At 34.7% G+C, this 18,149-nt stretch carries 16 protein-coding genes; all 16 read right to left on the reverse strand.

Annotated elements, in window-relative coordinates; translation table 11 throughout:
* Window positions 1–220 precede the first annotated feature (220 nt).
* Complete coding sequence (locus AO058_RS00320; RefSeq protein ID WP_075324707.1) at window positions 221–2,623, reverse strand: GumC family protein; 2,403 nt, start codon at window positions 2,621–2,623, stop codon at window positions 221–223.
* 6 nt (window positions 2,624–2,629) lie between these two features.
* Window positions 2,630–3,427: a polysaccharide biosynthesis/export family protein gene (locus AO058_RS00325; RefSeq protein ID WP_075324708.1), complete on the reverse strand. Its 798-nt coding sequence runs from the start codon at window positions 3,425–3,427 to the stop codon at window positions 2,630–2,632.
* 352 nt (window positions 3,428–3,779) lie between these two features.
* Window positions 3,780–4,958 carry a glycosyltransferase family 4 protein gene (locus AO058_RS00330; RefSeq protein WP_083634102.1) on the reverse strand — a complete coding sequence of 393 codons (1,179 nt, stop codon included), beginning with the start codon at window positions 4,956–4,958 and terminating at the stop codon, window positions 3,780–3,782.
* Between the two features lie 173 nt (window positions 4,959–5,131).
* Window positions 5,132–6,313: a glycosyltransferase family 4 protein gene (locus tag AO058_RS00335; RefSeq protein ID WP_075324709.1), complete on the reverse strand. Its 1,182-nt coding sequence runs from the start codon at window positions 6,311–6,313 to the stop codon at window positions 5,132–5,134.
* Window positions 6,310–7,179, reverse strand: coding sequence for a dTDP-4-dehydrorhamnose reductase family protein (locus AO058_RS00340; protein ID WP_075324710.1), 870 nt, complete (start codon window positions 7,177–7,179; stop codon window positions 6,310–6,312). The genes AO058_RS00335 and AO058_RS00340 overlap by 4 nt, the downstream gene beginning before the upstream one ends.
* Before the next feature lie 4 nt (window positions 7,180–7,183).
* Complete coding sequence (wecB, locus tag AO058_RS00345; RefSeq protein WP_075324711.1) at window positions 7,184–8,308, reverse strand: non-hydrolyzing UDP-N-acetylglucosamine 2-epimerase; 1,125 nt, start codon at window positions 8,306–8,308, stop codon at window positions 7,184–7,186.
* Entirely contained in the window at window positions 8,305–9,321 is a 1,017-nt protein-coding gene (locus AO058_RS00350; protein WP_075324712.1) for a polysaccharide biosynthesis protein, read from the reverse strand. Before AO058_RS00350 ends, wecB (AO058_RS00345) begins: the two co-directional genes overlap by 4 nt.
* Complete coding sequence (locus tag AO058_RS00355) at window positions 9,308–10,354, reverse strand: glycosyltransferase family 4 protein (protein WP_075324713.1); 1,047 nt, start codon at window positions 10,352–10,354, stop codon at window positions 9,308–9,310. Before AO058_RS00355 ends, AO058_RS00350 begins: the two co-directional genes overlap by 14 nt.
* Complete coding sequence (locus tag AO058_RS00360) at window positions 10,351–11,442, reverse strand: EpsG family protein (RefSeq protein ID WP_075324714.1); 1,092 nt, start codon at window positions 11,440–11,442, stop codon at window positions 10,351–10,353. The genes AO058_RS00355 and AO058_RS00360 overlap by 4 nt, the downstream gene beginning before the upstream one ends.
* The gene (locus tag AO058_RS00365; RefSeq protein WP_075324715.1) at window positions 11,442–12,563 is read right to left on the reverse strand and encodes a hypothetical protein; all 1,122 of its coding nucleotides are present in this window, start codon (window positions 12,561–12,563) and stop codon (window positions 11,442–11,444) included. The genes AO058_RS00360 and AO058_RS00365 overlap by 1 nt, the downstream gene beginning before the upstream one ends.
* Window positions 12,564–13,628, reverse strand: a complete 1,065-nt coding sequence (gene wecB, locus AO058_RS00370) for a non-hydrolyzing UDP-N-acetylglucosamine 2-epimerase (protein ID WP_075324716.1) — start codon at window positions 13,626–13,628, stop codon at window positions 12,564–12,566.
* Window positions 13,629–13,685: 57 nt separating this feature from the next.
* Entirely contained in the window at window positions 13,686–14,222 is a 537-nt protein-coding gene (locus AO058_RS00375) for an acyltransferase (RefSeq protein ID WP_083634103.1), read from the reverse strand.
* A 12-nt stretch (window positions 14,223–14,234) separates the two neighbouring features.
* The gene (locus tag AO058_RS00380; RefSeq protein WP_075324717.1) at window positions 14,235–15,434 is read right to left on the reverse strand and encodes a lipopolysaccharide biosynthesis protein; all 1,200 of its coding nucleotides are present in this window, start codon (window positions 15,432–15,434) and stop codon (window positions 14,235–14,237) included.
* Between the two features lie 47 nt (window positions 15,435–15,481).
* Complete coding sequence (locus tag AO058_RS00385; protein ID WP_075324718.1) at window positions 15,482–16,468, reverse strand: Gfo/Idh/MocA family protein; 987 nt, start codon at window positions 16,466–16,468, stop codon at window positions 15,482–15,484.
* Complete coding sequence (locus AO058_RS00390; RefSeq protein WP_075324719.1) at window positions 16,468–17,574, reverse strand: DegT/DnrJ/EryC1/StrS family aminotransferase; 1,107 nt, start codon at window positions 17,572–17,574, stop codon at window positions 16,468–16,470. The genes AO058_RS00385 and AO058_RS00390 overlap by 1 nt, the downstream gene beginning before the upstream one ends.
* Complete coding sequence (locus AO058_RS00395) at window positions 17,567–18,148, reverse strand: acyltransferase (protein ID WP_075324720.1); 582 nt, start codon at window positions 18,146–18,148, stop codon at window positions 17,567–17,569. Before AO058_RS00395 ends, AO058_RS00390 begins: the two co-directional genes overlap by 8 nt.
* Between the last annotated feature and the right edge of the window lies 1 nt (window position 18,149).

The following is an 18,149-nucleotide window of genomic DNA, read 5'->3' on the forward strand; positions in this document are numbered from 1 at the left end:
GGCAGTTAAACTACCGCCTTTGCGAAGGATCCCGGGAGATCGGAAGATTGGAGCAATCTGTTGTTTCTAAAACTACGCATGTTTATTATGAATTCAGAATAAAAATTCCAAACTAAAGATTGCCGCGCTCCTGCGTCGCTCGCAATGACAACAAAATACGAGCAATGACTAAACGAGACGAAAGAAACTATAGAATCGAAAACAGAGAACCGAGAACTAACTAATAAACCGCTGCTTTATTTAAAAGTCGTTTCAAAAAAGATTTCTTCTCTTCCCCATAGGCATAACCATACTTATTACCGTACCCAAAATTTGACCATTTCACATCATTAAGTACAAAGCTTAGATCGTGGAATTTACCATCTCTTTTTGAATCTACGGCGAACTGTAAAAGTTTCTTTTCAGTATGCCCGGCTCTTACTACGTATAAAGTAACATCTGCCCATTTATTGATAAGGAAGGTATCTGTAACTAACAGGGAAGGAGCGGTATCTACAATTACATAATCATACATTTGCTCCAACTCCTTAAACATTTCGCCGGTTTTTTGTCTCCTCCATAATTCCGATGGATTTGGCGGAATGGTACCTGAAGGTAGAAGCTGTAAGTTAGGGTTGTCTGTATTAGACTCTCTTATCAGATCTTTAAGTTTTAAATCGTCATTAGCCAGGTAGTCACTAACCCCTATATGCTCCCGGGCCTTTTTCTCAAAACGCTGTAGCTGCGGATTCCTTAAATCGGCACCTACGATAATAACTTTTTTATTGGTATTTGCAAGAGTAACTGCCAGGTTAAAAGACACCAGCGTTTTCCCTTCTCCTTTTACGGTTGAAGTCACAAAAATGGTATTTCCTGTTTCCTTTTCGGCGGTATTTACAATTAAGTATTGCAAGTTGGTGTGTAAAATCCTAAAAGCTTCAGCGAGGATGCTCCTATCGTTTTTCACAATCATTTCATTTTGCTTTTTCTCTACTCTAGGAATTTCTCCCACTACCGGAATAATATTGGCATGTTTTTCCAGGTCTTCCCTACTTTTCACCTTATTACTTAATAAAGTTTTTATATAAATAATAAGAAAAGGAATTAACAACCCAAGAATTAGGGCTGCAAGTAATATAATCTTCGATTTTGGAGAAACAGCGGTATTATTGCTATAAGCACTATCTACGATCTTTGCTTTGGGTGCGGTAACCGCCAGGGATAATGAATTTTCTTCCCGTTTTTCCAGTAAAAATAAATAAAGTGCTTCTTTAATATTTTGTTGTCTTTCAATGCCCCGGTATTGTCTTTCCTTTGCTGGCACTGCTGAAATTTGCGAACCTATAAGCGCCGCCTGTCGGTCTAAATCCTTTTGTGCGATCAGGAAATTGTTTCGCATACGCTCTAAGCTCTGTAAAACATTGGCACGCATTTGTTCAATTTGAGAATTTAGCCTTAATACTACCGGGTTTTCTTCGGTTGAACCACTTAAAATCCTGTTGCGCTCAAGCACAAGCGTGTTATATTCCCCTATAAGATCATTTACACCTGATTCTTCAATGCCCAGGTTAGCGGGCAATAAATCAGAATTACTACCCGTCTCCAGGTAAGCAATCATCGCATTGGCAAGTTCCAGTTGGGTTCCTATCTCCTGCTGCCGTTTTTTATAATCACTGGCATTCTCAATAAACATTTCAGACTCAGCTTCAATATTAGTCAGCTGGTTTGCCTCTTTAAATTCTTCTTTTCCCACTTCTACTGAATCCAGTTCCTGGTTGATGATAGCAAGCCTTTCATCAATAAATTCTGCCGTATTGGTGGCTACCAGGTTTTTATCTTCAATGGCCTGTTGGTTATATTCCAGAATTAACTGGTCTAAAATATCCTGGGCTTTCTCCCTTACCGGGTCTACCAGGCTCAATTCCAACAAACTTGAATTTTTATCGGTTAAATTAATATTTACGGCTTCCCTGTATTTGCCCACCACAGATTCTAAGGGACTAAAGCGCACTGAAATTTCTCTCTCTTCATCTTCTAGAGATAAACCGGTTTCTTCCACCGTAATCGTGGCAAAGTTTATAGCTACCGGATTACCAAATTTTCCTTCAAAAACCTCCTCAGTTTCAGTATTTATAAGATGGAAATTTTCATTTGTTTTGGGGATTATATAAAACGCATTTCCTCTTTCTTCCTTAATTGAATTCTCAAGTGCCTTTTCATCTAATTGCAGCGCAACCACTTTAAAAGGACTACTATTATAAAGCTCTTTAGATTTTACAGCTCCTTCTTCAAAATAAGTGATATTAAGATTTAAGGCTTTAATCGTCTGGCTCATAAGAGTTTTGGAGCGCAGGATCCCCATCTCGTTTTCTATACTGCTGGCTCCCATCCCTCCTAACAAGCCTAGATCGGCAAAAGCAGCCATTTCTGAAGAAGGACCTTTACTTTCTTCATCTTTAATAATAATACTCGCGGTAGTATTGTATTGCGGGGTACTATATTTTATATACAAAATGCCAATTACCACGCAAAGAATTACCCCCAGAATAAACCAGGGCCAATAGCGCAAATATTTTTCAAGTTCTTCCCTTAAATCGATTTCTTCTTCTTGCGGGCGAATGGAAGTAGGTGTGTTTTGAGACATAATAAATTATCTGGTTAAAAGCACGGCAACTGAAACTAAGACTGAGGCTATAGAAATATAAACCCCGGCATTCCGGTTATAACTGGCACTTTGTCTTTGTGGGGCGTTGGGTTCTACGTAAATAACATCATTTTGTTGTAAATGATAATAAGGTGAATTAATAACATCGGCATCACCAAGGTTGAGATAGGCGTGCGTAGTTCTACCATTTTCTTCCCGCATTACCAGTACATTATCCCGTTTCCCGTAAATCGTCATATCCCCGGCCATTCCCAGTGCCTGGGGTAAAGTAAAATAATCGTCCTGTACATCAAATGTTCCCGGGCGGGTTACCTCTCCCAATACACTTACCTGGAAATTCACCACCCTTACATTTACAATAGGATCCTGAACATATCTTTTTATCTGGCCTTTTAAGTTTTTAGCCAATTCTTCCTGGCTATATCCTTCTGCTTTTATTTCTCCCAGGAAAGGAAAATCTATATTGCCATCCTTGCCTACCAGGTAGGTTTGCAGTTGCTGCCTGCCATTTACCGTTAACCCAATTTGATCTCCACCAGCGGGAACACCAATGACGGGAAGATTAAATGGGATAGCAGCATCTTGCTGTTCGGCTGCAACACTAATGGTAAGCAGGTCATTTGGTTTAATTTTTAAACTCTTGTTAGCTTGTTCTTGCATTTTAGCTTCGGCTTTTTCCAAACCCTGGAAATAAACAATCTCCTGGCGCGAAACACAGGAAGTAGCTAAAAAAATAAAAAATAGGCCCAAGGCCGGTAATCTTAAAAAATGAGGATATTTCATTTATCTCTATTTAATCTTAAATTTTGAATTAAAAGTTTTTATGTCCATCCCGAATTTGCTTCGGAATTCTAAGAACTTAGTTTTATTATATTAGATCTCCGATTAAAATGCGGAGCAAGCTCTGAAACATCCCGAAACTTCGGGAAAGAATGACGTTTAATTTTGCAGGCCTGCACTATGCTTGCTCCCTAATTTTAAATTTGTGCGAATATAAAAGTTTATGTTAAATTTTCCTTAATAAGAGAAGGAGATTTATATCGTTTTCGTCCGAAGTAAAAGATTGCCGCGCTCCTGCATTGCTCGCAATGACAATAGTACTGCCAACTGCACACTGAGACTGGCCACTAAAATTCTACTCCCCTGCCATAGCAACTTTATCTTTTCTACTTTGCTTCGCTTCTTTCGGGTTTTCTCTAAGACTTCTTCTCAGCGCCTTCTTTCTTAAGGCTTCAAAAGCAATTGCTACTATCACAAAAACACCTAACATCGCCAGGCTCATTCCTCCACTTTTTAGATCCCGACTCAACATAATAAATAAAACGATTACCGCCAGGTTTAATCCGCCCAAAACAAAACTTGCTTTTTTATGACTTAGACCATTGTCCAGCAGCACGTGGTGCATATGGTTCCTATCGGCTTCAAAAGGGGTTTTCCCATTTTTTAATCGAATAAGAATTACCCTTAAAGTATCAAAAATGGGCAGAAATAAAACGGCTAAGGCAAAGAGCAGGGTATTTTCCGGCGTATAACCCTCACGAACCAGGGGTTGATAAGGTTTCATTACCAGTAGTTTTAAACTTAGAAAAGCAATCATAAAGCCCATCACCAGGCTTCCCCCGTCTCCCATAAATATCTTTTTTCTTCCGCGAGAAAAATTAAACCTTAGAAAAGCACTTAAAATTCCTGCTGTACAAAGACTTAATAAAACAAAATAAGGATGCCCGGTACTATAAAAAACCAGGGCATAAGTAAGAGAAATCACTATCCCTACAATCCCCGCCAGGCCGTCAATTCCATCAATAAGGTTATAAGCGTTAATTAAAGCTACTACTATTAAAACTTTAAAAGCATAACCTAAAAGTATAGGAATCTCAAAAACACCCAAAAAGCCGTGTAGACTGGTTAGTTGTAATTCTGGTGAAAAAATAATAAAACCCGCAGCGAATAACTGACTAATAAACTTTAACCGCGCAGAAGAAATCACCAGGTCATCTTTTAATCCAGCCATAAACAAAAAGGTTAGTCCTATAATAAGGTGATTCCCGGTAGGAGATGTACGCAAAGCCTGTAGCAGACTTATTATTAAAACCAACACCAGGAAAAAGGCCACCCCGCCAAAAGGAGGAATTGCCATTTTATGAGAGCTCCTCGCATTCACCTCCTTCATCAGGTCTTTTTCCCGGCTTACCCAAAGCACCTTAGGAGTAAAATACCAGGTAAGCACAAATGCCAATAGAAACACAAATCCGGCGAAAAACAGATAATACCTATGAAACAGGTCCAATAGGACCTCCTGGTCTAAAATATTCATAATAAGTAGTTTTTATTCGTTAATTCCGATCTGTAGGGAGAGGGCTAATAGTTAAAATTTTTAGAATCCGACAATAACACGTTGTATATAGTTCATTGTATACAGTTAAGTGCCATACGTTACGTGTGGCGCATAAGGGCGAGAACCAGAGTCAGTTAATTACAATCTTAAAATTAATTCAAAATTTTCCTTATTGCTGCTTCGACAGAAAAGGTATTCTTTAAAAGATAGTATGAGTTTTCACCCATTTGTTTTCTTTTGATTTTCTTTTCAATTAAACCCCAGGCATTTTCTGAAAATTTGTTATCCTCACCATTGACTGAAACATAACCGGCTCCCGCATCGTTAATTACCTCAATTACATCATTACCGCGATTTACACTTCCCAAAATGGGTAAGCCTTGAGCCATATAGCCTAAGAGTTTACCGGGAAAATTGTGAGTAGAATGGTGTTTATGAAGGGTAAAGAGACCAATATCAAATTCACTTAACATTAACCTATATTCTTCCTGATCTACAGGTTCTAATAAGGATACATTTTCTAAATCTTTCTCCGCAATGGCCTTCTTCACGAGATTAAACTCATTTCCAGATCCAGCAAATACAAAATGTGCTTTGTTTTCTTCCTTGAGGTTTTCTGCCAATCTCACCAGGTTCATCATATCCTGGGCTTCGCCCATATTGCCGCCATAGAACAAAACTACCTTATCTCCCAGGTTCAATTTATTTCTATATTTCTTATCTTCAGTAATAATCGGGGTTTCACTACTCCAGTTATACAGGACTTCTGATTTATTGATCAATCCATATTTTTCATTAAACCATTCCAGGTTCTTGGGAGATTGCAGTCCAATCTTATCAGCTGCTTTATAATTGATTTTCTCAAATTTTCTAAAGTAGGAAGCAATAGCCGACTTTTCTTTAATTAAACCGTGATCTATAACCCACTGCGGAAAAAGATCTCTTAGAATTAAATAACTCTTAGCATTCCATTTCTTTTTCAACTTTTTAATTAATGGACCAAAAAATATAGAAGGAGAATAGCAAACAATAAGTTGAAATTGATTCTCCTTAAAAACAGATTTTAAATTTTTATAAGCATTAAAAGATAAAGCTGTTTCATTGATCGCTCGTTTGATTTTAGATTCGTCTTTTACATTTGGTGAGCGAAACCTATAAACATCTATCTCATCAATTTTATCTAGCTCATATTTAGATTTAACTCTATAATCTGGAGTGGCAACGGCAACCTGATGGCCATTTTCAAACAAAGCAATAGCCAATTCATGCATCATCTTTGCTCCTATTTTTGTACTGTGCGGTAAATAATCATCTACCAGTAACAAGATTTTCATACCAGCGCTACACTATAATTTTTATAAAGCTCGGGGTGCGACTTCATAAAAGTTACCATATCTTTTACCATCATGGTATAAGACGGTATATCTCTTTTTAATTCTTTTCGGCTATCTAAGAATGATTTGTCTACACTTTTACCTTCCACCGCATTTATGCTAATTTGTTTACCCGTTACTTCTTTAAATATTTTTAGTAAATCATATTTATTAATAGGATTACCATTAGTCACGTGATATAAGCCTTCAAGGTTTTGTTCGAGGGCGATTGCAATTACTTTTGCCAATTCTGTAGTCGTAACTCCACTCCAAATTGCTTTCGTAAACCCATTTGTTTCTCTTTCCTGATTCATAAACCAATGAAACAAACCTTCCCCATTCTGCTTTAACTCAGGTCCAATAATAGAGGTCCTTAAGGTTAAATGATTCGAATTCTCAACCTCACCGAGAGCTTTGGTTTTTGCATAAATATCCCTTCCGTCTTTTTCGTCATTTTCAGTATAAGCACCTTTCTCTCCGGAAAAAACACAATCGGTTGAAATATGTATAAGCTTAGCACCTATTTCATCACATTCTTTTGCAAGAAAATGAGGTAAATAGGAGTTCAGATAAATTGCGTTCGCTGGATTATCATTGGCACCCTTTATAAGCACTCCAACACAATTTATTATGAAGTCAGGTTGAACTTTTTTAATAAGGGTTTCCAGTTCTTTCTGGTTATGGAGATCTAAAATTACACTTTGAGGAGTTAATTTATTTCTGAAACTTACATCAGTAATATCAAATTTCCCATCTTCTTGTAGCTTATAATAAACTTGATGCCCTAACATTCCTGTAGAGCCTAAAATCATTACTTTTTTTCTCATAAAATTATTTTTTCCAGACTGTACGGTTAATATAATCGGTATAAGAAAGAATAATCCTTAGCACCTTTTTTGAAACATTATCTATTTCATAGTCCTTAACCATTCTGATTGCTAAATTGTTTTCCTGAAATTGTTCAGTAACAACTTTTATACTTTCAATCGCCCTGTCCTTTTTTAAGCCACTCATAATTAAAGTACCCTCATCCATTCCTTCTGGGCGTTCATGTGCCTGCCTTATTGTAATAGCCGGAAGGTTCATTATCGAGGCTTCTTCTGTTATGGTACCACTATCAGAAATTACACAAAAAGCATTCTTTTGAAGTTGAATATAATCGTGAAACCCAAAAGGTTTGGAGAATACCAATTTGGGGTTTTGCGAAACAAAACCAATTTCCTCCAGCTTTTTACGGGTTCTAGGGTGAGTTGAAATAATTACCTTTTTATCAAATTCGGTACTTATCGAATCCAGGGATTCCATAAGATTCTGAAAATTTTCTTCTGAATCTACATTTTCTTCCCTGTGAATGCTTACGATAAAATATCCCTGCTTTGCAAGATTTTCCTTTTGTAAAATCTTAGAAGCTTCTATCGCACTCATCTGCTTATTAAGAACCTCCCGCATAGGTGACCCGGTTTTTATAACCGTTTCTGGGGGTAAACCTTCTGCTACTAAATATTTCCTTGCATGTTCAGAAAGGGGCATATTTATATCGCTTAAATGATCTACAATTTTGCGGTTAATCTCTTCCGGTACACGTTGATCAAAACAACGGTTTCCAGCTTCCATATGAAAAATTGGAATCTTTTTTCTTTTAGCCGAGATCACCGAAAGACAACTATTAGTATCTCCATATAGCAATACTGCATCTGGTTTCTCTTGTTCGAATAAATTATCAGACTTGGTAATTACATTCCCAATGGTTTCTGCTGCATTCTTACCAGCAGCTTCCAAAAAGAAATCGGGTTTTCTAAGACCAAGATCTTTGAAGAAAACTTCATTGAGCTCGTAATCATAATTTTGCCCGGAATGCACCAAAATATGGTTGGTGTATTTATCCAGTTCTTTTATAACTTCGCTTAGCTTTATAATTTCGGGCCTGGTACCCACAATGGTCATTACTTTTATCATGCTTCTACTGCCAGTTCATTCTTTATAAATTCAAGACTTAATAAAGCCTCTTTTACTTCTTTTAAATCTAATCTTTGCGTGTTATGGGAATTATAATCTTCGAAACTGGAAATAGAACCTTCTCCTTCTTCAAAATATTTCGCATAATTTAAGTCGCGATTATCAGCAGGAATACGGTAATGCCCTGGAAGATCTTCCGCTTTTAACATTTCTTCCCTGGTGCATAAGGTTTCATATAACTTTTCGCCATGGCGAGTACCAATTATTTTTATATCGCTTTCTGAATCAAACAATTCTTTCATTCCCTGCGCTAAATCACCTATGGTACTGGCTGGTGCTTTATGTACAAACAAATCGCCCTGTCTCCCATTTTTAAAAGCATAAATCACCAACTCCACCGCTTCTTCCAAAGACATTAGAAAACGGGTCATATTAGGATCGGTTACCGTTAATGGTTTTCCTTCCTTTAACAAGTTTGCAAACAGAGGAATAACCGAACCCCTGGATGCCATCACATTCCCGTAACGGGTAAGGCAAATAGTAGTGTCTTCTTCCGGGATATTTCTGGAGGCTGCTACCACCGTCTTTTCCATTAACGCTTTAGACATTCCCATGGCGTTAATAGGATAGGCAGCTTTATCGGTACTTAAACAAATAACTTTTTTCACTTTATTTGCTATAGCAGCTTCCACGACATTAGAAGAACCAATTACGTTGGTTTTAGTAGCTTCCATGGGGAAAAACTCGCAGGAAGGCACTTGTTTTAAGGCGGCAGCGTGAAAAACATAATCTACACCTCGCATAGCGCGATCTACACTGCTATAATTTCTTACATCGCCTATATAAAACTTGATCTTATCATTTTTATAAAAGTTTCGCATATCGTCCTGCTTCTTTTCGTCTCGGGAAAAGATGCGAATTTCCTTTAGATTTGAATCAAGAAAACGATCTAAGACCGCGTTCCCAAATGAACCGGTCCCTCCTGTAATTAAAAGGGTTTTATTTTTGAACATTAATTAAATCTTTAAATAAATTATTGTATTTCGATACCATTACTTTGTCTGAAAGTTCTAAGTAATATTTTTCATTTATAGCTTCTTTTAGTTGCTCTTTATTGTCAATTGCATTTTGCAAAGATTGGTTTAAGGAATCAATATCTTCTAATTGGAAAAAACTGACTTCTGAAGGTTTAAATATTTCCTCTAAGACTTTGATATTAGAACAAACTATTGGTAAGCCAAACATAGCGGCTTCAATACCACAAATGGGAAAACCTTCTGAATGGGATGGCAACATATAAATGTCAAAAAATTGGAAGAACCGATAACCATTAATTTTTTGTCCCATAAATAAACATTGATTTGTCACGCCTAATTTAGCAGCCAATTCTTTTAAATCTTCTTTTTCCTCTCCATCACCCAGAATTATATACCCCACATTAGGATTTTCTGGCAAAACTTTTATAACCTGATCTATTCCCTTTCTTTTTATCAATAAAGTTGAAGAACCAATAATTGTATCAAACCTATCTTTAAATAATTTGACTTTTAAGAGATCAGCATGAGCAATCGACATTATTCTCGGTTTTGGTATTCCATTCCCGATTATATGAAGATTTTTGTTTTTGATTTGTTCTGCAATTGTTTTATTTAAAACAATAACCTTATCAAAGATTCGGAGTGAATGGCTCCAAAATTTTTCTGCCAAAAATGCAACAAGAAAATTGTATTGCAGTTTTAAGGCCTTATAGGTTTCCTGATGAATAGTCGTTACAATTTTGGTCTCTGAGGGTATTCTAAATTTATGAAAAAGCAGATAAAGATCTGGTCTTAACATATGAGAATGGATTATATCATAACGACCAAAGTCAATAGATTCATTAAATTTTATCTTTTTAATAGAAGAACCGAAGTTTAATTCAGTTAAATCATCGAAATAATAAACTTCAACAATTTTTCCTTCCTTTATCCAATTATCAACTAGATACTTTGCAATGAGAATTGGGCCTCTATTTGCCAAACTGGGTAAAATAACTGCGATTTTCATTCTAAAATTGTTTTATAAACTGGCAAACCAAATGGGTTAAGAAATTGATCATAAAAAATCCATAAAAAACTGTATAGAAATGCGCCCATAAAAACAAAACCCTTTTGTTTAATCTGGTTTAATAACAAAATAATCAAAATGGGCTCTACAACATATAGTAAGCCATTTGCACGGACGGCCATAATAGAGAAATCCCGAAAAACTAATAAGTATATAGTTGCTAAAACTTGATAAGATAGGATAATGGAATAAAAAGAATATTTAGAAGCTAATCTGTTATAATAATAAATGCTAATCAAGGAAAGGATAACTCCCTTAATAATAATAATATCAGTAATCGCCATCTCAAAAGCATATTTTTGATAATAAAAATATTGAGAGATTCTGTAGGGTATTAGACCATATTCAGATAGCTGAATTAAAGTAGCCTTAAAAGGTATAAGTAAAGATATTCCTGCAGCCAATAGCAAAGCTCGAGAATAAAACTTTTTAGGATTTTTTAAATTTCTTAAAAAGAGTAAGGGTATAGCTATGACTGCTATATAATGAAATCCCGCAGCAATTATAACAGTTATAATAAATTTTTTGTCCTTGCCAGAGAAAAGAAATTTTATTCCATATAGAATAATTACGCTTGCTAAGCCTGCTCTAATTTGAGTCCAATCTTTAACATAAAATTCATGACTGGCATAAATTAATAAGCTTAAAATAGGGTATGGAGAATATTTCCAAAATATCTTATATCGAATGAATAGGGCAATGGTTGCACAAATAAAGAATAAAATAAAGACCTCTTCTGTTATTATTTTACCCACGGAAGCCATTAATAAAAATAAAGGCTCTACAAGATTAGTTTTATCAGAGGATAAATTTTCTCCCTCAAAGATAACTTCATCTAAAGAATTCGTAGCCTCGAAATATTCTTTATAACCAATATCATCCAGTCCAACATTATCTCTAAGGGAAGCAAAAAGAACTAAAAATCCACAAAGAAAAAATAGTAGGAGTTTTCCATTTTTCCTATGATTTTTATCCAAATCAGTAAATGATACAATACTTAGTAATAAAGAGTTTAAAAAATAGATCATTAACTTTTAGCTACATCTTTAAAAAAACCAATTCTTTCTAACTCTATAACATTTGCATCTGCATAGCGATTAGTGTCGGCATGAGTTAGTTTAAATCTTCTGCTGTTTTTAATGAAGTTTTCTATTTCCAACGCGCTATTTAAAATTCTCTCTTTGGAATTAGGTAATTGTAAAACCCAATCAGGATATCCATATTTTTCAAAAGCGGTATCTTTATATGCAATAATAATTGGCTTATTAAATGCTAAATATTCCCTTACTTTTAAGGGGCAAGCCTCATCCATTTGATTTCGGAACAAGGCTAGAGATCCGCAACCAGCACTAGAATTATTTATTATAGAATTATACTTATCGAATGAAAGGAAACCATGATAGGTGACATTATCTTTATCTTCTTTTTTAGTTCCGATTATATCAAAATGTATATTAGGTAATGATTCACTTAATTCTTCTAATATATCTAATCCATGCCAAGGCATTCCCGGTGATCCTATAAATACTAATCGAGGTTTATTCTCAGGGGGAGTTTGAAAAGTATTTTGCGAAAATCTCTTATAATTAATAGAATTGGGAATGACAGCAACTTGATGTCCTTTCATTAAAAAGTATTTTGAAATCTCATTAGTAACAGCTACCATACCAGTAGTATGTTTTCGAAAGATTGGATCAATTACTCTAAAATATAGATAAATTAAAAATCCTTTTAAATTTTCCTTCGCTCTTAACTGAGCTTCTTCAACCTGGTTGGTATTAATTTCAGCAATTAATTTTATACGTTTCGAAAGTCGTTTTAAAAAAAAAGGAAAATTGAAATCATTTCGAAAATAAATAACATCAGGTTGATACTGTATAATATCATTTTCCACATCCCGAAAAACGGAATTTAAATTGAATAAATCTTTTATTTTTTCAAAAGGTAGATTTCCTTTCTTTTCAAAATATAATTTTACACTTTCTTCATTACTTAATAAAGTATCTTTTTTATTATTGTGATTAGAAGTAACACAAAATAGGCAAACCTCAAAACCGTTTTGCTTCCAAATTTCAATTTGAGATAAGACCTTTTTAATTATTCCTGTATGTTGTACAATGTCCAAATTAATAAAATATGCAATTCTCATTTAAAAATTTATTAGGTTTTGCGCAATTAAATCTGCCGCATATCCATTACCGTAATATCCCTTTTCAAAATCTAAATCTTTATTTATCATTTTTGAATAGGAATGAATTATTTTTTCTTTAGAGGATCCTACTAGAATATTATATCCATTGTCAACAAGCTCCATCCACTCTGTTTGATCTCTAAGGGTTAAACATGGCTTTTTTAAGAAAAATGCCTCCTTCTGCAATCCTCCTGAGTCGGTCATAACTAAAACGGAATTCTTAATTAAGAATAACATTTCAAAATAACTTACTGGACTAGTAATTTTAATTTTAGAAGAAACTTTTAATTGATTTTCATTAATTTTTTGCCTTGTTCTAGGGTGAATTGGTAAAATTACCTGCCTAGTTTCCGAAATTTCATTTAAAGCTTCAATGATTTGTCTTAGTCTTTCAATATTATCAGTATTCTCGGCACGATGGATGGTTGAAAGAATATAATTATCCTCTAAATCTACTAACGGCTTTTTATGTTTTTTTTCAAATAGACATACAGCATCAAACATTACATCACCACTATTCACTATTTTACAATTTGAATTTAGAAACCCTTCATTTTCTAAATTCTTTACTGAAGTCTGAGTTGGACAAAACAAAAAATCACTTAACTTATCTGTTAAAATTCTGTTTATTTCTTCAGGCATTTCTTGATTATAACTTCTCAAACCGGCTTCCACATGAGCTACTCTTACATGTATTTTTTTTGCTGCTAGGGCGCCTGCTAATGTTGAATTAGTATCTCCATAGACAAGGAGAATATCAGGCTTCTCTATCAAAATTATTTTCTCAATTTTTTCAATCATCCTACCTGTCATTGCTCCGTGAGACAACCCTCCGAGATTGAGATTATACTTTGGCTCAGGAATTTTGAGTTCTTGAAAAAAAATATGTGACATATCCTTATCATAATGTTGCCCTGTGTGAATGATAACTTCCTCAATCACCTTATATTTTTTAAATGTAAAACTTACAGCCGAAGCTTTAATAAATTGGGGTCTTGCACCAATTACAGTTAGAATTTTCATAAATTAAATTTTGAATATTAATAACAGAATCTTAATCTCCGTTGAGATTTTAAATATCTAGATTTCTGCATTACTCTTTAAATATTTATTAGAAATAACTTTCGCGGGGTTACCTGCTATTATATCTCCTGGATTTAGAAAGGATTTTGTTAAAACAGAACCAGCTCCAACTATACAAGAATCTGCTATTTGAACTCCTGGCAGAATAATGGTATTAATTCCCAACCAAACATTATCTCCTATTTGGATAGGCTTTGTAATATCCCATACATCATTATTATTAATATTGTGGTTAGCACTGATAATTTTTAAACCGGATGCAAATAAAATATTTTGACCAAATTCGATTCCATTAATAGCTTGTATGTAACAATTACTACTTGCACAAAACGACGTTAATGTGTTTTTATCTATATGATACTTTATTTTATCAAAATTTCCTATAAAAGAAGTAAAATGGACCGGCAAATTAAAACCTCTGTTCAAACCTACTAATTTGAACATCCTATTAATAAACAATAAAGAGAAATTAATATCTTTTAAAAAAAGATAATTTTTTCCAACTATAATTCTATAAAGAAGCCTCTTAAACATAAACTAATGGATTTAAAAAACTTTGGCTAATTTGGCGGAAAGAATAAGATGAAAAATATAATATCCAGATTGTATTATACTAATTTTATACACTACTTCATAATGATTAGAAGATATAAAAAAGGTAATAACAACTGCGACAAACAAAATTATCATTACAATCAGATTACACAATTGTTTTTCAGCGATATAGATCATAAAACTTAAAGGATTAGACATAAACCTTAGAAAAAGGGCGGGTATCAAAATTTTTGCATATTCTCCAGCAATTATCCAATCTTTTCCGAATACAAAACCGAATATATCTTCAATAAAAAAATATAACAGAACTGAAGGCACAATTGCTATTAGGAAAAGTATTTTTAATGTTTTTAAATATATATTCTTCGCATTCCCTTTTTCCCTATAATCTTTGGCAGCTTCTTCTTTAAAAACATCTAGTACAGAGGAGGAAATTAAAGTAATGGGTGCTTGTAGTACACGCAAAGTCAGATAGTAAAAACCTGAATAAATTGAAGAAAAAAGACTGGCAAATAAAATATTTGGAACATGAGTAGCTCCTAAATTTAAAGCAGTTGCAGGAACATCTATTTCTGGAAATTTCCTAAATCTCTTTCCTATTTGTTTAATTCTTTTTTTATTTATCCCTTTCAATATGAACCAATCTTTAGTATTGAAAAGTTTCAGTAGAGAGAGATTTGCACCAAGGTTTCCGATAAAAGTTCCTAGCACTAAGCCTACACCTCCAGGAACTACTAAACCTAACCCCAATTGACCAAGACCTGTTCCGGTACTTTGAAAAATCCTGCTCCCAGCAATGTGTTTGAATTCTCTACTTTTTATATTCCAGTACGAAAGATTTTGATAAAGACTTAATAAGAGTGTGCTTATTGGAAGTAGAAATAACCATAAATAAATATCTTCATTACCCAATAATCTAGCTATCTCTTTCCCAAAAATTACTGTTACAAGTAAAAGTAAAAAACTTATAATTAGTGAAATAATGAATCCTAATTTAATTAAAGCGAGAGATTCTGTCCTTTTTTTAGGGAGCATTACTGCAAGTTCATATCGTCCATTTGCAATTGCACCGATTATTGTTGCCATAGTTGTATAAACAGCAAATAGCCCCATATCGGAAGGTGAATAGATTCTTGTCAAAATTGGACTCACTGCAATGGGAACAGCTTGTGCTAATCCTGTTCCCATCATCAAAGTAATAATATTCCTGAAGAATAAATTCTTCGGTAATATTTTCTTTAATTTTTTAATGACGATAACTTTTCAAAGGGATGTTCTACTAATTCTTTTTTTGCAAAGGGATGATAATCTCCTTTCAATCCAATAGGTTTAGCATTTCTAATATCATGTACTATTTCAATCGCAGTTCTTGCATCTTCTAAACCGTAGCCTTCATCATTTAGGACTCCTTGATATACTCTGGTATGTAAATCAGTAAATCCTCCGCTAAACTCAAGCTCTTCTCCCTCTATTGCAATAGATCTATAGGTTCTCTGGCCTTTTAACTTAATTTCTTCTGGAAGAACATCATAATTAATTGATAAAAACCATCGTACTCTGGCTCTTTCAAATTCTAAATAACCCGCAGCTCTATCATGAGTTTGCACATGAACGTCATTTCTTTTTAGCTCACCAAAAACCCAGGATAACATATCATAAAAATGCACTCCAATATTTGTAGCAATTCCACCAGATTTATCCTTATCTCCTTTCCAGGATGTATAATACCAATTTCCTCTTGAGGTTAAATAAGTAAGATCTACATCAAAAATTTTATCCTTTGAAGCAGCCGCTACTTTTTTCTTCAATTCAATAATGCTTTCGTGAAGACGTAATTGCAAAATATTCCATACCCTTTGCCCGGTTTCCTGTTCCATGTATTGAAGGGCATCTAAGTTCCAGGGGTTTAAAACGAGTGGTTTCTCACATATAGCATCAGCTCCTCTTCTTAAAGCCATTCTTATATGTGAATCATGAAGATAATTTGGAGTGCAAATACTAAAATAATCCGGAGTTATATTTTGTTCGTGTCTTAGCTTTTCAATGTGTCTGTCAAATCTTTCTGTTTCCACGAAAAAGTCGGCATCCGGAAAATAACTATCCATAATCCCCACACTATCAAAGCGATCTAGCGCGGCAAGCAAATTGTTATTCGTATCTTTAATAGCTTTTAGGTGTCTGGGCGCGATATATCCAGAAGCACCAATAAGTGCGAAATTTTTCATTATAAAGCGGTTTTTAGTTGATTAGATATATATTCTATTTCCTCATCCTTTAAATAAGGATTCATAGGTAAACTCAGGATTTCATTCGAGACTTGCTCTGCAATCGGAAAATCTCCTTCAGCATATTCCAGATATTCAAAGCATTCCTGCAAATGCAAAGGTTTGGGATAATGAATTGCTGTAGGAATACCTGCTTCTTTTAATCTTTTTGCTATGGCTTCTCTATTCCCCACTCTAATAGAATACTGTGCCCAAACAGATGTATTTGTTTCCAGAAGCATTGGAGTTATAACAGAATCTGAAAGCTGTTTAGAGTATTCTTCTGCTACCCGTTGGCGATTTTCTATATCTTTCTCGTAATGCTTCATTTTTACATTTAGAACAGCAGCCTGAATGGTATCCATCCTGCCCCCCATCCCAATATACTTGTGGTGGTAGCGTTCCGTTTGACCGTGAAGGCGAAGACTCTTTATCTTTTCTGCAAATTTCTCATCACTGGTAAAAATGGCTCCTCCGTCTCCAAAACATCCTAATGGTTTTGCCGGAAAAAAACTCGTACAGGCAAAAGTGCTAAGATTACAACTTCTTTTTCCTTTGTAGGTTGCACCAAAACTCTGAGCCGCATCTTCAATAACAATCAGGTTATGTTTTTCTGCAATTGCATTTACAGTATCCATATCAGCCGTTTGGCCAAAGATGGAAACTGGCATAATAGCTTTAGTACGCGAAGTTATTTTTTCTTCAATCTTTGCAGGATTGATGTTATAAGAAGTTTCTTCAATATCAACAAACACCGATTTTGCCTTTAAAAATGCAATGGTTTCTGCGGTTGCAATGAAGGTGAAAGGAGTAGTGATAACTTCATCCCCGGGTTGGATATTCATTGCCATTAACGCAAGTAAAAGAGCATCCGTTCCCGATGAACAAGAGATAGCATATTTAGCACCGGTAAAATCTTCTAATTTTCTCTCAAGAACACTAATGGGCTCTCCCATAATATAGTTGGAATTAGAGAGGACTTTTCCTATGGCTGCATCAAAATCAGCCTTATGTTCCTGGTATGCCAATGAAAGATTAGCAAAATCGATAGTAGTAGTTTTATTCATCAATCTTTGTGACCTTGTTATTTGTTATTTTATAAACCTGTTTTGTTTCTGGACAAATGGCCTGTCCTTCCTCATTAAATTGAAGTTTATGACCGTATTCACTTACCCAACCTATTTGTTTGGCAGGATTACCTACAACCAGAGCATAATCGGGGATAGATTTGGTAACAACAGCGCCGGCCCCTATGAATGCATACTTCCCAATGTCATTACCGCACACAATTGTTGCATTAGCACCAATAGAAGCTCCTTTTTTAACCGTGGTTTTGGCATATTCTGCTTTTCTATTAACTGCACTTCTTGGGTTAATTACATTGGTAAAAACCATAGATGGCCCCAGGAAAACATCGTCTTCGCAAATTACTCCGGTATAAATGGAAACATTGTTCTGCACTTTAACGTTAGTGCCTAAAACAACCTCTGGAGAGATAACCACATTCTGGCCTATATTACAGCGTTCCCCAATTATACAGTTGGGCATGATATGAGAAAAATGCCAGATCTTTACTCCTTCATCAATTTCACAACCATCATCTATTACCGCTGTTGGATGTGCAAAATATTCTTTTGACATA

This window comes from Salegentibacter sp. T436 (genome assembly GCF_001932675.1).
GTDB lineage: Bacteria > Bacteroidota > Bacteroidia > Flavobacteriales > Flavobacteriaceae > Salegentibacter > Salegentibacter agarivorans.

What these genes read in the sequence shown, in the direction of transcription:
- AO058_RS00320 (WP_075324707.1), bottom strand. Translation starts at nt 2,623, where the DNA reads ATGTCTCAAAACACACCTACTTCCATTCGCCCGCAAGAAGAAGAAATC.
- AO058_RS00325 (WP_075324708.1), bottom strand. Translation starts at nt 3,427, where the DNA reads ATGAAATATCCTCATTTTTTAAGATTACCGGCCTTGGGCCTATTTTTT.
- AO058_RS00330 (WP_083634102.1), bottom strand. Translation starts at nt 4,958, where the DNA reads ATGAATATTTTAGACCAGGAGGTCCTATTGGACCTGTTTCATAGGTAT.
- AO058_RS00335 (WP_075324709.1), bottom strand. Translation starts at nt 6,313, where the DNA reads ATGAAAATCTTGTTACTGGTAGATGATTATTTACCGCACAGTACAAAA.
- AO058_RS00340 (WP_075324710.1), bottom strand. Translation starts at nt 7,179, where the DNA reads ATGAGAAAAAAAGTAATGATTTTAGGCTCTACAGGAATGTTAGGGCAT.
- wecB (WP_075324711.1), bottom strand. Translation starts at nt 8,308, where the DNA reads ATGATAAAAGTAATGACCATTGTGGGTACCAGGCCCGAAATTATAAAG.
- AO058_RS00350 (WP_075324712.1), bottom strand. Translation starts at nt 9,321, where the DNA reads ATGTTCAAAAATAAAACCCTTTTAATTACAGGAGGGACCGGTTCATTT.
- AO058_RS00355 (WP_075324713.1), bottom strand. Translation starts at nt 10,354, where the DNA reads ATGAAAATCGCAGTTATTTTACCCAGTTTGGCAAATAGAGGCCCAATT.
- AO058_RS00360 (WP_075324714.1), bottom strand. Translation starts at nt 11,442, where the DNA reads ATGATCTATTTTTTAAACTCTTTATTACTAAGTATTGTATCATTTACT.
- AO058_RS00365 (WP_075324715.1), bottom strand. Translation starts at nt 12,563, where the DNA reads ATGAGAATTGCATATTTTATTAATTTGGACATTGTACAACATACAGGA.
- wecB (WP_075324716.1), bottom strand. Translation starts at nt 13,628, where the DNA reads ATGAAAATTCTAACTGTAATTGGTGCAAGACCCCAATTTATTAAAGCT.
- AO058_RS00375 (WP_083634103.1), bottom strand. Translation starts at nt 14,222, where the DNA reads ATGTTTAAGAGGCTTCTTTATAGAATTATAGTTGGAAAAAATTATCTT.
- AO058_RS00380 (WP_075324717.1), bottom strand. Translation starts at nt 15,434, where the DNA reads ATGATGGGAACAGGATTAGCACAAGCTGTTCCCATTGCAGTGAGTCCA.
- AO058_RS00385 (WP_075324718.1), bottom strand. Translation starts at nt 16,468, where the DNA reads ATGAAAAATTTCGCACTTATTGGTGCTTCTGGATATATCGCGCCCAGA.
- AO058_RS00390 (WP_075324719.1), bottom strand. Translation starts at nt 17,574, where the DNA reads ATGAATAAAACTACTACTATCGATTTTGCTAATCTTTCATTGGCATAC.
- AO058_RS00395 (WP_075324720.1), bottom strand. Translation starts at nt 18,148, where the DNA reads ATGTCAAAAGAATATTTTGCACATCCAACAGCGGTAATAGATGATGGT.